The following is a 14,402-nucleotide window of genomic DNA, read 5'->3' as shown; positions in this document are numbered from 1 at the left end:
GCGGGCGACGCGCCGTCTCTTCCCCCAGGAGGCAGGGTGACATCCGGTGTGCCCGAGTCCCGCACCGTAGCGGCGCAGCTCCGCGAGGTGCTGCCCCAGCTTCCGAAGGCCGAGCAGCGGGTGGCCCGCGCCCTCCTGGCCGGCTACCCCACCGCGGGCCTCGAACCGCTCGCGATCGTCGCCGGGCTCGCCCAGACCAGCGCCGCGACCGTGCTGCGGCTGGCCTACCGGCTCGGCTTCGAGGGCTATCCGGAGCTGCAGCAGGCGATCAAGCGCGAGACCCAGCAGCGCTACACCTCGCCGCTGGCCCAGTACGGCACCCCGCAGGAGGACTCCGACAGCGTGCTGGGCCGGTCCGGCCGGGTGCTGCTGGAGGCGACCGCCGCGACCTTCGAGCAACTGCCCGAGGGCGAGCTGCTCAAGGCCGCCGGGCTGCTGGCCGACCCCGCCCGGCGCGTCTCGGCGCTCGGCGGGCGTTTCAGCACGATCCTCGCCCAATACCTGATCGCCCATCTCCAGCAGCTGCGGCCGGGCACGGCCCACCTGGCGGGCTCGACCGCCGACCACGCGGCCCATCTGCTCGACATGGGCCGCAAGGACGTGCTCGTCCTGTTCGACTACCGCCGCTACCAGCAGGAGAGCATCGCCTTCGCCAACGCGGCGGCCGCCCGCAACGTCAAGATCGTGCTGCTGACGGATCCGTGGCTGTCCCCGGCCGCCGCGGTGGCCGACGTGGTGCTGCCCGCCCAGGTGCGCTCGCCGTCGCCGTTCGACTCGCTCACCCCGGCCGTGGCCCTGCTGGAGACGTTGATCGCGGCGGTGGTGGAGGAGCTGGGCGAGGTCGGGCGGACCCGCGTGGCCGAGTACGACCAGCTGGCCGACGGCGTCCTCCGCGAGGAGGACCGCCGGGCCCCGTCCGCCGACCGCTCCCGCAGGTCACAGGGAGCACGCTGACCAGGTCATGAGCAGGCGGCCTCCGTCAGGAGGGCCACCGTTACCGCGCCCGGGTCCAGGACGCCGCGTGCCACCTCGCCCACATAGCTGGCCCGGCCGCGCCGCGCCAGCAGGCCGGCGGTGGCGTCGGCGCCGGAGCGGGCGGCGGCGGCCGCGGCCGTCAGCGCCTCGGGCAGATCGCCGGGCGCTCCCACGGACGCCGCGGTGAGCGCTTCGGCGGCCGGGACCATGGCGTCCACCATGGTCTTGTCGCCCGGCTTCGCGCCGCCGAGCCGCTGCACGGTCGCGGTCGCGTCGGCGAAGCCGCGGGCCAGCTCGGCCACGCCGACGGTCTCGGCGCGGGTCGCCTTGGCGAGGTGCCTGAACCACATCCCGAACAGCGGGCCGGACGTCCCGCCGGTGTTGAGGAACGCGGTGGAGACCACGTCGAACACGTCGCCGGGGGTGGCGGTGTCCGCGGTCGCGAGCGCGGTGCGGGCGCGGTTGAGCGCGGATCGCAGGTTCGCGCCGAAGTCGCCGTCTCCGGAGCGGCGGTCGAGGTCGGTGAGCGCCTGCTGCTCGCGGTCGAAAGCGGCGAAGAACCGCTCCATCCACCGCCGCGCTTCGGATGCGTTCATGCTCATGCCTTTCACCAGGTCAGGGCCGGGGTGCGGACGGGCGCGTCCCAGAGGGCGACGCGGGTGTCGTCGGCGCGCACCAGGGTGATGGACAGGCCGGCCATGTCGAGCGAGGTGACGTAGGGGCCGACCAGGGTGCGGGCCACCTCGATGCCGCGTCCGGCCAGTTGCCGGTGCACGGCCCGGTGGACCAGGGACAGTTCGAGTCCGTGGGTGGCGCCGAGTGAGTTCACGACGACGAGCACGCCGTCGCCGCGGCGCAGCCCGAGCGCGGTGATCAGCCGGTCGAGCAGATCGGCGGTCAGCTCGTCGGCGCTCGCGAACGCCCGCCGGCCGATGCCGCGCTCGCCGTGGATGCCGACGCCCAGCTCGACCTCGTCGTCGGCCAGCTCCCAGGCGGGAAGGCGCTCGCCGGGATGCGCGCCCGCCGCGAGCGCGACGCCCATGCTGCGCGCGTCGCGGACCAGGTCGCGGCCGAACCCGGCGAGCCGGGTCAGGTCGGCTCCCTGTTCGGCGAGGGCGCCGCACAGCTTCTCCACCACGACGACGGCGGCGGTGCCGCGCCGCCCCGGGCCCTCGCCGTCGGCGCGCTCGGAGGCGAGGTCGTCGTCCACGAGGACCCGCTCGACGGAGACGCCCTCGTCGGCCGCGATCTCGGCGGCGATGGTGAAGTTGAGCACGTCGCCGGTGTAGTTCTTGACGATCTGGAGCACGCCCCGGCCGTTGTCCACGGCGGTGGTCGCGGCGGCGACCTGCAACGCCGTGGGGCTGGCGAAGACCGCGCCGGGGACGGCGGCGTCGAGCATGCCGGTGCCGACGAAGCCGGTGTGGAGCGGTTCGTGCCCGGATCCGCCGCCGGACACCAGGGCGACCTTGCCGGTGGCGGGCGTGGCCCGGACCACGTAGGCGGGGTCGGGGTTCAGCCGCAGGAGCGAGGGGTGGGCGAGGACCAGCCCTTCCAGCGCCTCCGGGACGACCTGATCGGGATCGTTGACAAACTGTCGTCGGCTCATGCAGCCCAACTTCCGTGTAACGAGCTCTTGACGTGCCGGAAAACTAATGCATACATTCCTCCTTGTCCAGACTGTACGTCTTGTACGTACCAGGGCACTGACCTCGGATTACGGAGTCACCATGAACCTACCCCCCGACGGCAAGGCCATCGACCGCGTCTCAGTCGAGCCTTACTACCTCCAGCTGGCCGACCGGATCCGCAAGCAGATCTCGGACGGCCACCTCGCGATGGGCGACCGCCTGCCGAGCGAGGGCGAGCTGGCCACCACCTGGAACCTGTCGCGAGCCACCGTTCGCGAGGCGCTCCGGCTGCTGGAGGAGCAGGGCTGGGTCATCCGCATCCCCCGCCGCGGGGCGTTCGCCTCGATGCCGCCCCAGCGCGGCTGGCTGCTGCAGGGGCGTGAGGGCTTCTTCGAGGACGAGGTCGAGGGGCGCCAGCGCCAGGTCACCACCCAGGTGCTGCGCGCCGAGCAGGCGCCGCTGCCGCAGTCGGCCCTGGAGGCGCTGCACCTGCCGCCCGGCAGCCACGGCTACGTCCTCGAACGGGTACGCGAGCTCGACGGCAAGGTCGCCCTGTTCTCCATCAACTATCTGCCACCGCAGATCGGGACACTGGTGTCGCGCGGCGAGGTACCGACCGGCACCGGCTCGCTCAACGGCATCCTGCGCAGGGCCGGCTACGCCGTCGCGAGCGCCTCGCGCACGGTCGAGGCGGTCGCCGCGGAGGGCGAGATCGCCCGCCTGCTCCACGTGCCCGAGGGCACTCCGTTACTGAAGATCAAGTCGACGTCCTGGGACGCGAACCTGGTGGCCTTCGACCACTACGAGGTCTGGGTGCGCAGCGATGTCGTGCACGTCGAGATCCAGGTCGGCGCCCCCACCCCGTCGTCCACCTCGGCCCGCCACCCCGAGATCGGCCGGATCGCCAGCCCCTGAACCCGCTTCCCCGGCCCGCCGCGCCGCCCGCGGGCCGGTCCCCCCCACCCCCTCCTGGAGGATCTCTTGCGACTCCGTACCAGACCACTCGGCGCGGCCGTGCTGGCCGTCGCCACCCTTGCCGCCGTCTCCGCCTGCTCCGACCCCACCGCCGAGCAGACCTCGGCGTCGGGCGAGACCACGATCACCGTGGCGCTCGCCGCGAACCCCCAGATGAAGACCGCGGAAAGCCTCATCGCGGACTTCGAGCAGAAGAACCCCGGCCTGAAGGTCAAGTTCACCACCCTGCCGGAGAACGACCTGCGCCCCGCCGTGACCAAGGACGTCGCCACCAAGGCCGGCCAGTACGACGTGACGATGATCGGCAGCTACGAGGTGCCGATCTGGGCGAAGAACGGTTGGATCGTTCCACTCGACGACTACGTCGCCAAGGACACCGCCTGGGACGCCGGCGACGTGCTCCAGCCCATCAAGGACATCGTCTCCGCGGACGGCAAGCTCTACGGCGCCCCCTTCTACGGCTCCAGTTCGTTCCTCTTCTACCGCAAGGACCTCGCCGAGAAGGCGGGCGTCGAGATCCCGGAGAAGCCGACCTGGAAGCAGGTCGCCGACGCCGCGGCCAAGATGGACGACAAGGACGGCGGCGTCTCGGGCATCTGCCTGCGCGGCCTGCCCGGCTGGGGACAGAACCTGGCCTCGCTGACCACCGTCATCAACACCTTCGGCGGCCGCTGGTTCGACGAGCAGTGGCAGCCCCAGCTCACCTCGCCCGAGACCACGAAGGCCGTGCAGTTCTACGTCGACCTGCTGCGCGAGCACGGCCAGCCGGACGCCGCCAAGGACGGCTGGGAGGGCTGCCTGCAGCAGATCACCCAGGGCAAGACCGCCATGTGGTACGACGACACGGTCTTCGCCGGCTCGGCCCTGCAGCAGGCCACCCCCGAGATCAAGGACAACCTGGCCTTCGCCCTGGCCCCGGTCGAGCAGACCGACGCCTCCGGCTGGCTGTGGTCCTGGGCCCTCGGCATCACGCAGTCCAGCAAGAACAAGGACGCCGCCTGGAAGTTCATCTCGTGGGCGACCAGCAAGGAGTACATCAAGCTCGCCGGCGCCAAGGCCGGCTGGGACTCGATCCCGCCCGGCTCGCGCACCTCGACGTACGACCTGCCTGAGTACCAGGAAGCGGCCAAGTCCTACGCCGACCTGACCCTCAAGTCGATCAACGCGGCCAACCCGAAGCAGCCCACCGTGCGGCCGGTGCCCTACACCGGCGTCCAGTACGTCCAGATCCCCGAGTTCACCGACATCGGCGACTACGTGTCCCAGCAGGTCGCGGGCGCGATCAGCGGCACCCAGACCGTGGCCGACGCGCTGCGGAAGTCCCAGGAGTACGCGGCGGAGGCCGTCAAGAAGGCCGGCTACCTCAAGTAGCCGCCGGGGTGGCGTCGCGAAGGCCACCCCGCGACGCCACCCGACAACCCAGGAGGAGGTGGGACATGACCGCCATCGCGTCCACGACCGGCCCGGCGCGGGCCCGCGGCCGGCGCGGAGCCTGGAGCAGACGCGCCCCGTTGCTGCCGGCCCTCGTCATCACGCTCGCGCTCACGCAGATCCCGTTCGTCATGACGATCTGGTACTCGCTGCGGAGCTGGAACCTGCTGGCCCCCGGCGAGCAGGGTTTCGCGGGCCTCGCCAACTATCAGTCCACCTTCGCCGACGGCACCTTCTGGAAGGCCATCGGCAACACGGTGGTGCTCACCGCCGGGGCGACGATCCTCAGCATGCTCGCGGGCCTAATGCTGGCGATGCTGCTGCAGAAGAAGTTCCCCGGCCGGGGCGTCGCCCGCACGCTCGCCATCACGCCGTTCTTCATCATGCCGGTGGCGGCCGCGCTGTTCTGGCGCAGCGCCATGTTCGACCCCTCGTTCGGCCTGCTCGGCTGGCTCACCGACCTGGCCGGGCTGCCGCGGGTGAACTGGCTGAGCGAGCAGTCGATGACGTCCATCGTGCTGATCACGTCCTGGCGCTGGACGCCGTTCGCGATGCTCGTCCTGCTCGCCGGACTGCAGGCCATGCCCGACGAGCAGCTGGAGGCCGCGCGGGTGGACGGCGCGAGCTGGTGGTGGCAGTTCCGCGGCGTGATCCTGCCGCATCTGCGGCCGTTCATGGAGCTGACCGCGCTGCTGCTGAGCATGAACGTCATCCAGACGTTCGGCGAGATCGCGCTGCTCACGGCGGGCGGCCCCGCGTACGGCACCACCAACATCACGTACTACGTCTACCTGCGCGCGTTCAACTCGTTCGACTTCGGCACCGCGTCCGCCTACGGCCTGGTCACGCTGGTGCTCACGATCGCGCTCGCGCTGCCGGCGCTGCGCCTGCTGTCCGGCATCTTCCGACAGGAGGGACGGCGATGACCGTCACCACCACGCGGCCCGTGGCGGAGAGCGCCGCGTCCCCAGCGCACGCCGCCACCCGCCGGGAGCGGAGGCGCGAGCCGGACAAGGACCGGGCCCGCTGGCCGGTCGCCGTGCTCGGCTGGCTCGGCTCGCTGCTGCTGTTCTCACCGGTCGCGTACATGCTGCTCAAGAGCGTCCAGAGCGAGACGGACGCCGCCTCGCCGGCGCCGAAGCTCATCTTCGAGCCGACGTTCGAGCACTACCGGAACGCCTTCGGCGCGGGTTTCTGGGCGTACGCCGGCAACTCGATCGCCATCGCGGTGGTCTCGACGGTCCTGGTGCTGCTGCTCGCCCTGCCGGCCGCGTACGCGCTGTCGGTCCGGCCGGTCCGCAAGGCGCAGGACGCGCTGTTCTTCTTCATCAGCACCAAGATGATGCCGATCGCGGCCGGGATCATCCCCATCTACGTGGTCGCGCAGCAGCTGAACCTGCTGAACACGGTCACCGTCCTGATCGTCCTGCACCTCGGCATGAACCTGCCGCTCGCGGTGTGGATGATCCGCTCCTTCCTGCAGGAGGTGCCCGGCGAGGTGCTGGAGGCCGCGTCGATGGACGGGGCCGGCCGGCTGCGGATCATGCGCAGCATCGTGCTGCCGCTGATCAGCCCCGGTCTGTGGGCGACCGCGCTGCTGTCGTGCGTGTTCTCCTGGAACGAGTACTTCTACGCGGTCAACCTCACCACGACCACCTCCAGCCTGCCGGTGTTCATGCAGAAGTTCCTGTCCTTCGGTGAGCTCTACACCGCCCAGGTCGCGGCCGTGGCCACCGTCGTGAGCGTCCCTGTCGTGATCCTCGGCTGGATCTGCCAGCGCAGCCTGGTGCGCGGCCTGCTGTTCGGAGCGGTGAAATGATGCGCGCGATCATCCTGGACGGACAAGGCGGCGTGGAGCCGGCCGAGGTGCCCGACCCGGTGCCCGGTCCTGAAGACGTCGTCATCGCCCCCGCCGCGGTCGGCATCTGCGGCACCGACCTGCACCTCGTCGAGGGCAGCTACGCGACGGGACGCTATCCGGTCGTGCCCGGCCACGAGTTCGCCGGCACGGTGGTCGAGGTCGGGACGGACGTCCGCGGCCTGTCGCCCGGCGACCTCGTCGGCGTCGATCCCAACGTCAACTGCGGCCACTGCCGCTGGTGCCGGGCGGGAGCCCCCAACCTGTGCCTCAGCCTCGAACCGGTCGGCGTCACCCGCGCCGGGGCGTGCGCGGAGAAGGTGGCCGTCCCCGCCCGCGTCGCCCACCGGCTGCCCGCGGGCCTCGATCCCACGGTCGGCGCGCTGATCGAGCCGCTCGCCTGCGTCCTGCACGCGCTCGACCGCGCCCCCGACCTGCGGGGACTGGACGTCCTGGTGTACGGCGCCGGCTCCATCGGCCTGCTCCTGTGCGCCGTGGCCCGGCAGCGCGGAGCCGGCCGCGTCCAGGTCGTCGAACCGCACGCGGTACGCCGCGACGCCGCGCTCCGCCTCGGCGCCGACCACGTCGCCGCGAGCGGCGCCGAACTCGACCTGCTCGGCGGAGCCCAGGTCGTCGTCGAGGCGAGCGGGCACCCGGCCGCCGTCGCCGACGCGCTGGAGCGGATCGCGATCCGCGGCACCCTCGTGCAGATGGGCGTCACGGCGCCGGAGACGGCCGTGCCGCTGCGCCCGTTCGAGGTCTTCGAGAAGGAGCTCACGGTGCTCGGCTCCAACAGCCTCGCCGACTGCTACCCGGCCGCCGTCGAGCAGATCGGCGACCTGGCCGCCGCCGTCCGGCCGCTGGTCACGCACCGCCTGCCGCTCACCGCGTACGCCGACGCGCTCGCGGTCGCCGCCTCCCCCGAGGCGCTCAAGGTCCACATCGACCCCTCAATGAACACCTGATTGGAAGGCAACACCCATGACCATGGCCTACCGCATGACCCGGACGCTGCCCGCGGACCGGGCGGCCATCATCATGCCCGTCGACCACGGGCTCATCTTCGACCGCCTGCCCGGCCTGGAGAACCCGGCCGCCGTGGTGGAGGAGTTCGGCGGTGACGACATCACCGGCTTCATGATGAGCCCGGGGCTCGTCGTGCGGACCGAGCAGTACTTCGCCCAGCGCCCCCACCTGTCCCGCGTGATGGCGATCGACGCGTTCTACCACTACACCGACGCCCCGGCCGGCGTCGGCGCGCTGCAGCACAGCGTGGAGGACGCCGTACGGCTCGGCGTCGACTGCGTGAAGATGCTGATGCCCTGGAACACCACCAAGGCGGAGCAGGCCGCGCTCGTCGGCCGCGTCGGCAAGGTGATCTCCGACTGCGAGCGCTGGCAGATCCCGCTCATGCTGGAGCCGGTGATGCTGGGCGCGCCGCGCACCCCCGAGGTCGTCGCCGCCGAGGAGCAGGCCGCCCGCATCGCCTTCGACCTCGGCGCGCACATCATCAAGATCGCGTTCCCGGGCGAGGAGGGCACCCGCCGCCTGGTCGAGGAGCTCGGCCTGCCCGTCGTCATCGCCGGCGGACCCCGGGAGGGCGACGCGGCCGACACCGTCGAGGCCGTCCGGCAGACCGTCGTGGCCGGCGCCCGCGGCATCATCGTGGGCCGCAACGTCTGGCAGCGCGGCCTTCCCGAGGCGCACTCCATCGTCGGGCAGCTCGCCGCGCTCTCGCGTTCCGGCGGCCGCACGCTGCAGACCGTCTGACCATGACGGACGTGTGGGCCGGCGCCGACCTCGGCAGCACCAACGTCAAGGTGCTGCTCGCGGGCGCCGACGGCACCGTACTGGCTCGCGCCGCCAGGCCCACCCCCAGGGCCGGGCTGCGGGTCCACCCGGACGAGCTGGTCGACACCCTTGAGGAGCTGATCCTGCTGGCCGCCGGCGCGGTGCCGCGTCCCCGGCTGCGCGGGGTGTGCGTGGCCGGCGTCGGCGAGGACGGCGTGCTGCACGCCGGCGGGCGGCCGCTCGGCACCGCGCTGCCATGGTTCGACCCGTCCCGGCGCCAGGTCCTCGACCGCCTGGCCGAGCTCGCGCGGCCAGGCGACCGGCTCCGCCACGGGGTGGAGCTGGACGCCGCCCGCACCATCGCGGCCTGGGCCCTGCTCCCGGCCGCCGACCTCGCCGCGGCCGACGGGTGGGTGGCGTGCACCGACTACCCGGCACTGCGCTGGACCGGCCGGGCGATCATGTCCAGCAGCCTCGCCCCCCGCACCGGCGCCTGGCTGCTCGATCCCGGCGCGTGGGACCTCGAACGCGCCGGCCGGTTCCTCCCCGCCGAGCTGCTGCCCCCGGTCGTCCCCGCCGGCACCGTGGTCGGCGAACTGCGCAGCAGGCGGCTGGCGGACCTGCTCGCGTCCGACGCCGTGGTGGTCGCGGGCGGCCACGACCATCCGGTGGGCGCCTCCGTCGTGCACCGGCAGGATCCCGGGGCGCCACTCGACTCGATGGGCACCGCGGAGGTCATCGTCCGCACCTTCGAACCCGGCAACGGATCGGCCCGCACCGGGGATCGCGGGGACCGTCGGACCGGGGATCGCGGAGACCTCCGCACCGGGGACCTCGGGGATCGCCGGACCGGGGACCTCGGGGACCTCCGGACCGGGGATCGATGGACCGGGGAGGGTCTGCCTCCTGGGGCGGACCTCTCCCCTGCGGTGCTCGGCGACGGTCTGACCGCTCTCACCGTGCTGGAGCTGGACCGCAACATGACCTGGCTACGCGACAACGGCCTCGGCGCCTGCCTGGACGCCGTGCTGGCCGGCCGCCTCACCGTGGAACGGCCCGACCGGCCGGTGTTCGCGCCCGGCGCCGCAGGCGGCGAACCGCCCCGCTGGACACCCGCCGCCGCCGATCTGTCCGCCGAATCGCGGGCGGCCGGCGCGGCCTGGCAGCTCGCGCTGGCCGGCGCGGCGGCCCTGCGCGCCCTGGCGCCCCACGCCGAAGCCGCCTACTCGGCCGGCGGATGGACCCGCGCGCCCGGGTGGATGCGCCTGAAGGTCGCGGCGGCGGGGCTGCCGTACCGGATTCTCGCGGAGCCGGAGCTGTCCGCACTCGGCGCGGCCCACCTCTGCCTGCCCGGACCGGTCGCACCGGTGGCCGTACGAGAACTCACCCCCTGACGTGACCGATAGCCGTACGTGGGCTGCCATGACTCCAAGGAGCACTTAGAGTATTGATATAGTCACGTACAGCTATGGGGGTGGTCATGGTCGTGCCGCGTCACGTGGCCTGTGTGATGGACGGAAACGGCCGCTGGGCCGCGCAGCGGTCGCTGCCGCGCACCGCGGGTCACGAGGCCGCCGAGGCCGCCGTGATGGACGTCATCGAGGCGGCGCGCTCCTCCGGGGTCTCCTGGCTGAGCCTCTACGCCTTCTCCACGGAAAACTGGCGGCGGCCGTCCGGCGAGGTCGACATCCTCATGCGGCTCGTCCGCCGCGCCATCCGCAAACACGCGCCGGTGCTGCACACGCGGGGCATCCGCTGCAGGTTCCTCGGCATGACCGACCCGCGCATCCCGGCGCCGCTGGTCCAGGACATCACCGACCTGATGACGCTCACCCGCGACAACAAGCGCATGACGCTGACCGTCGCCTTCGACCACGGCGGCCGCCGCGACATCGTGGAGGCCGCGCGGTCGCTGATCCGGTCCGCGACACCGGCCGACCAGGTCACCGAGGCGAGCTTCGCCGAGCACCTGCCCTACGCCGACACACCCGACGTGGATCTGGTCATCCGCACCTCCGGCGAGCAGCGCATCTCCAACTTCATGCTCTGGCAGGTGGCCTACGCCGAGTGGGTCTTCCCCAAGGTGCTCTGGCCCGACTTCCGCGCCGCCCACTTCTGCGAATGCCTCGACGCCTACCACCGGCGCCAGCGCCGGTTCGGCGACGTCCGCCCCGCCACCATGACAGGAAAGGGCCTTCGATGACCTACACGATCCGGCAGGAGAACATCGACGTCTTCGGACCCGACTCCATCCTGCGCCGCCTGGTCGGCGAGGCGCGCTGGGGCCTCGCGGTGACCCGTGCCACGTTGCTGGAAGCCGCCCACCCGCAGATCGGCGCGGCCCTGATGGAGAACTCCACGTTCCTCACCCACCCCTGGCGGCGGCTGCGCAACACCGCGACGAGCTCGCGGCGGCTCCTCGATCCCGATCCACGCGTACGCGACCGCGAAGCGGCCCGGCTCAACCGCCTCCACTCCCGCATGTCCGGCGTCGACGCCCAGGGCCGCCCCTACGACGCGACCGACCCCGCGGCGCGCGCCTGGGTGGTGGCGACCCTGTTCGAGTCGACGGTGACGATGTGCCGGCTGAGCGGCGACACGCTCGACGCCGAGGCGATGCGGCGGCTCTACGCCGAGCACCGCACGTTCCTGGCCCTGATCGACGGCACCAGCGACCACCTTCCCGCGACGCTGCCGGAGTTCTGGCCCTACTACGACGACATCGTCGAGCACCACCTGGAGAACAACGAGGCGGTGGGCGTCATCCTCTACCGGCTCTTCGCCAACGTGCCCGCGCCTCCGGTGCTGCGCCCCTACCCCGTGGTGTGGGCCGCGGGCCGGGCCGTGGCGAGTCCGCTGGCCACAGCGATCACCATCGCCTCGCTCCCCGAGGCCTTCAGCCGGCGCGTCGCCCTGCCCGACCTGCCGGGCGCCCGCACCCTCATGCAGGCCGCCTACCTCAGCACCGCCCTCGCCACCCGCCACCTGCCGGAGAGCTGGACGCGGGTGGATTTCTTCATGGGCCTGCTCGACCCCTCCCACAAGGGCGCGGGCCCGTGGGAGACCGTACGCCGCCGGGCCGGCAAGGCCGCGGCCCTGGCACGTCTCCTCACCCCCGCCCCCACCCCCGCGGCCGCCGGCGAGGACGACCAGGTGACCCGATCGGCCGACCGGTTCTTCGCCGAGGTCCTCGACCAGACCGGCGACGGCTACCTGCGCTGGCCCGACCTGGCCGCGATGGCCCGGGAGATCGCCACCCGGCTCGACCTGGGCGAGCAGGAGGAAGACCGGCTGTTCCAGGCGTACGCCGCCTGGTGGCGCGAGCTGCAGAGCGCCCTCGACAGCGACAGCGACGGGCGGGTCACCCGCGACGAATACGCCGCCGCGGCCGCCCGCCTGCCCAGCACCGGGCTCGTCAAGATCGCCGACGTGCTGTTCGACGTCACCGACGTGGACGACGACGAGAAGATCGACAGCGAGGAATACCTCAACCTGTTCCGTACGGCCTTCCACCGCGACCTCACCGGCAACGACGACAGCTACTCCCGCAGCGCCTTCGTCAGACAGTTCGTCTCTTTCATGACCGGGCAGCAGCACTCCAACGCCTACATCTCACTCCTCTCCTCGGGCTGATCGTGGACGACATGAGCGATGCCGAGGTGGAGCAGATCGCGGAGCTGCTGAGGGAACGGAACGCCGTCGACGAGAAGATCGCGGCGATCACGCAGCGACCCATGACCGCAGGCCACCTGGGCGAGTGGATCGCGGCGCGGGCTTCGGCATCGAGCTGGAGAAGTCCGCGGCGACCGCCGCGATCGACGGCCGCTTCACGGCCGGTCCGCTGCACGGGCGGACAGTCAACGTGAAGTGGTACTTGAAGCGCGAGGGCCTTCTGGACATGACCGAGCGGGCGGCGCTGGACTACTACCTCGTGCTGACGGGGCCGGCGTCGCCGGCGGCCTCGTCGCGCGGGAGCATTCGCCCCTGGTGCATCGAGTCGGTCCACTTGTTCGATGCCCGGCAGGTGCAAGCGGAGCTACGCGCGCGGGGGGTCAGGATCGGAACCGCCTCCAGCGTCCGAGCCGCGCAGTGGGCGGCAGCCGAGATCTACCCGCGCGCAAGCAACCCGACGCTTCTCCTGCGCCCCGAGCAGGCGGAGTTACTGCAACATTTCGCACCTCGATGAGTACGCGGGCGTGGACGGGACGCGTCACGGCGTCTATGCTCTCGGCTTCGATGCGGTGATCGCCCCCGAGCCAGAGCGTCCCCGCCCGCCGGAGGCATGAGGTGACTGATCGTCGAAGGTGCTGGGGCCGGGATGCGACCAAGGCCCTGCAAGGCTGGACCTCCTGGCTGTTGATCCTGTTCGTGGGAATGCTGGCCGGAGATCTCATCAGTGAAGGGCCAGAGAGGATCACGGCGACGTATCTCGTCGCCCGGGTTGTCGTGTTCGGGGGCGGCTGGCTCGGTGGAGCACTCGTCATCCGGTGGCTAGCGCGTCGAGCGGCCGATGATTCCCGCGGAGCGGATGACGGCGGCGCATAGGCCGTCGCCCAGCGGCTTCCTGACGACAGTGCGGACTCTCGATCGGTGAATTCGGCGGCTACGGCGCGGGGCCGCTGCGGCGGCACGCCGTTGCCTGCGGCGGCACGCCGTTGCTGAGCTTAAGTATGCCGTGGCCGCGCTTGAGCAGGCCGCGCCCCCACCTGAGCACACCGTTGAGCCGGCGAAGTTCCGGCGAGTCCGCTCGACCGGGTGAAGCTGCTCCGGCCGAGCGGCGGGTGCTCATGCCGGGGTTACTGGTGCACCTGACGCGGCGGGGATCGATGGTGATCCGCGATCAGGTCCCGAGCGGCACAGCGGCCACGCGAACGGGCAAGGCCCCGGGCGGACCTGTGTCCACCGGCGTCCGTGGCGGGGATCCGTCCGACCTTGCTCCGCGCGGGCACGCGCACGAGCCACCACGGTGTCGTTGACTCCGAGCGTCACGCGCCAGACGCCTCCTCGCCTCCATAGCGGGGGTTAGGCTGTCTGGCGGGTGGGCGCGCGAGTGTGGGGAGGCGTGATGACGACCGATGACGACCAGCACCTGACCGGCGGTGGGACGGCGACACGCCCGTCCACGCGCCAGACTCACGCTGAGGCGATCGACGCGTTCATCGCCGCGGCCAACACCGACGATCCGGAGCGGCGAGCGCGACTGCTCAGCCTGGCGCTCGCCCCCGACGTGTCGTTCCACGGCCCGCTCGGCCGGGGCGTCGGACGCGGCGTGGTGGAGGACTTCATCACCGAGGTGGTGCAGGGCTACGCGGCGGGCCGGTGCCGTATGGTGCGGACAACGGCGGTCGACTCGCCCCACGAGTGGGCCCGATTCGGCTGGCGCTTCGAGTCCGCCGATGGCGCCACGGTGCTGTCGGGCACCGACGTGGTCCACCTCACCGCCGCCGGCGACATTGACGAGATCGTGGTCTTCGCGGGAGTCCTGCCAGCCCTGGCACCGGAAGCCTGACGGATACTCGCGGCACCGGTGCCGGTAGCGGGTGACGGTCCGGACGGTCAGCGGCGGCGCGGGCGAAGGACCTTGAGGTCAGCTCATCGAGCAGGTACGGCGAGACGGAGGTTCTCCGTACCCTGACCTGCGGCACTACGAGGTGGGGCATCTCCGACCGGTGCGCTGTCACGGCGGTCGACTGTGCGCGCATGCCGCCATCCGCTGCCCCGATGGCCGGGGCGACGGGGCA

The 14,402-nt window shown here is 72.0% G+C and carries 14 protein-coding genes; 12 read left to right on the top strand and 2 right to left on the bottom strand.

Annotation, left to right across the window (positions count from 1 at the left end):
• Positions 1-36 precede the first annotated feature (36 nt).
• The gene (locus tag SMD20_RS40940) at positions 37-954 is read left to right on the top strand and encodes a MurR/RpiR family transcriptional regulator (RefSeq protein WP_329591553.1); all 918 of its coding nucleotides are present in this window, start codon (positions 37-39) and stop codon (positions 952-954) included.
• Between the two features lie 5 nt (positions 955-959).
• Here the strand turns inward: SMD20_RS40940 and dhaL are convergent, their stop codons facing one another.
• The gene (dhaL, locus tag SMD20_RS40935) at positions 960-1,571 is read right to left on the bottom strand and encodes a dihydroxyacetone kinase subunit DhaL (protein WP_329591551.1); all 612 of its coding nucleotides are present in this window, start codon (positions 1,569-1,571) and stop codon (positions 960-962) included.
• Between the two features lie 11 nt (positions 1,572-1,582).
• Positions 1,583-2,584 (bottom strand): dihydroxyacetone kinase subunit DhaK, encoded by a 1,002-nt coding sequence (locus SMD20_RS40930; RefSeq protein WP_329591549.1) that lies wholly within the window; start codon positions 2,582-2,584, stop codon positions 1,583-1,585.
• 121 nt (positions 2,585-2,705) lie between these two features.
• On the opposite strand from SMD20_RS40930, the gene SMD20_RS40925 reads away from it, so the two are divergent.
• The 11 genes from SMD20_RS40925 (at position 2,706) to SMD20_RS40875 (ending at position 14,170) form a co-directional block, all read left to right on the top strand.
• Positions 2,706-3,521, top strand: coding sequence for a GntR family transcriptional regulator (locus SMD20_RS40925; RefSeq protein ID WP_329591547.1), 816 nt, complete (start codon positions 2,706-2,708; stop codon positions 3,519-3,521).
• Between the two features lie 66 nt (positions 3,522-3,587).
• Positions 3,588-4,952 carry an ABC transporter substrate-binding protein gene (locus SMD20_RS40920; protein WP_329591545.1) on the top strand — a complete coding sequence of 455 codons (1,365 nt, stop codon included), beginning with the start codon at positions 3,588-3,590 and terminating at the stop codon, positions 4,950-4,952.
• A 65-nt stretch (positions 4,953-5,017) separates the two neighbouring features.
• Positions 5,018-5,938, top strand: coding sequence for a carbohydrate ABC transporter permease (locus SMD20_RS40915; RefSeq protein ID WP_329591544.1), 921 nt, complete (start codon positions 5,018-5,020; stop codon positions 5,936-5,938).
• Positions 5,935-6,831, top strand: a complete 897-nt coding sequence (locus tag SMD20_RS40910) for a carbohydrate ABC transporter permease (protein WP_329591542.1) — start codon at positions 5,935-5,937, stop codon at positions 6,829-6,831. Before SMD20_RS40915 ends, SMD20_RS40910 begins: the two co-directional genes overlap by 4 nt.
• Positions 6,828-7,835 carry an alcohol dehydrogenase catalytic domain-containing protein gene (locus SMD20_RS40905; protein WP_329591540.1) on the top strand — a complete coding sequence of 336 codons (1,008 nt, stop codon included), beginning with the start codon at positions 6,828-6,830 and terminating at the stop codon, positions 7,833-7,835. Before SMD20_RS40910 ends, SMD20_RS40905 begins: the two co-directional genes overlap by 4 nt.
• 16 nt (positions 7,836-7,851) lie before the next feature.
• The gene (locus SMD20_RS40900; RefSeq protein ID WP_329591538.1) at positions 7,852-8,640 is read left to right on the top strand and encodes a class I fructose-bisphosphate aldolase; all 789 of its coding nucleotides are present in this window, start codon (positions 7,852-7,854) and stop codon (positions 8,638-8,640) included.
• 2 nt (positions 8,641-8,642) lie between these two features.
• Complete coding sequence (locus SMD20_RS40895; protein ID WP_329591536.1) at positions 8,643-10,055, top strand: FGGY family carbohydrate kinase; 1,413 nt, start codon at positions 8,643-8,645, stop codon at positions 10,053-10,055.
• 86 nt (positions 10,056-10,141) lie between these two features.
• Complete coding sequence (uppS, locus tag SMD20_RS40890) at positions 10,142-10,864, top strand: polyprenyl diphosphate synthase (protein ID WP_329591535.1); 723 nt, start codon at positions 10,142-10,144, stop codon at positions 10,862-10,864.
• On the top strand, positions 10,861-12,294 hold the full coding sequence (locus SMD20_RS40885; protein ID WP_329591534.1) for an oxygenase MpaB family protein: 1,434 nt from the start codon (positions 10,861-10,863) through the stop codon (positions 12,292-12,294). Before uppS ends, SMD20_RS40885 begins: the two co-directional genes overlap by 4 nt.
• Positions 12,295-12,418: 124 nt before the next feature.
• Positions 12,419-12,847, top strand: coding sequence for a hypothetical protein (locus SMD20_RS40880; protein ID WP_329591532.1), 429 nt, complete (start codon positions 12,419-12,421; stop codon positions 12,845-12,847).
• 879 nt (positions 12,848-13,726) lie between these two features.
• A complete protein-coding gene (locus SMD20_RS40875; protein ID WP_329591530.1) occupies positions 13,727-14,170 on the top strand; it encodes a nuclear transport factor 2 family protein in 444 nt (147 codons plus the stop codon).
• Positions 14,171-14,402 lie beyond the last annotated feature (232 nt).

Origin of the sequence: Nonomuraea sp. LP-02 (genome assembly GCF_036289125.1) — a bacterium.
GTDB lineage: Bacteria > Actinomycetota > Actinomycetes > Streptosporangiales > Streptosporangiaceae > Nonomuraea > Nonomuraea bangladeshensis.
The sequence above is the reverse complement of the archived record's forward strand: the minus strand, read 5'-3'. Positions and strand labels throughout refer to the sequence as shown.

Coding starts and splice junctions, on each gene's coding strand:
- SMD20_RS40885 (WP_329591534.1), top strand. CDS start 10,861: ATGACCTACACGATCCGGCAGGAGAACATCGACGTCTTCGGACCCGAC.
- SMD20_RS40930 (WP_329591549.1), bottom strand. CDS start 2,584: ATGAGCCGACGACAGTTTGTCAACGATCCCGATCAGGTCGTCCCGGAG.
- SMD20_RS40910 (WP_329591542.1), top strand. CDS start 5,935: ATGACCGTCACCACCACGCGGCCCGTGGCGGAGAGCGCCGCGTCCCCA.
- SMD20_RS40925 (WP_329591547.1), top strand. CDS start 2,706: ATGAACCTACCCCCCGACGGCAAGGCCATCGACCGCGTCTCAGTCGAG.
- SMD20_RS40875 (WP_329591530.1), top strand. CDS start 13,727: ATGACGACCGATGACGACCAGCACCTGACCGGCGGTGGGACGGCGACA.
- SMD20_RS40905 (WP_329591540.1), top strand. CDS start 6,828: ATGATGCGCGCGATCATCCTGGACGGACAAGGCGGCGTGGAGCCGGCC.
- SMD20_RS40900 (WP_329591538.1), top strand. CDS start 7,852: ATGACCATGGCCTACCGCATGACCCGGACGCTGCCCGCGGACCGGGCG.
- dhaL (WP_329591551.1), bottom strand. CDS start 1,571: ATGAACGCATCCGAAGCGCGGCGGTGGATGGAGCGGTTCTTCGCCGCT.
- SMD20_RS40915 (WP_329591544.1), top strand. CDS start 5,018: ATGACCGCCATCGCGTCCACGACCGGCCCGGCGCGGGCCCGCGGCCGG.
- uppS (WP_329591535.1), top strand. CDS start 10,142: ATGGTCGTGCCGCGTCACGTGGCCTGTGTGATGGACGGAAACGGCCGC.
- SMD20_RS40895 (WP_329591536.1), top strand. CDS start 8,643: ATGACGGACGTGTGGGCCGGCGCCGACCTCGGCAGCACCAACGTCAAG.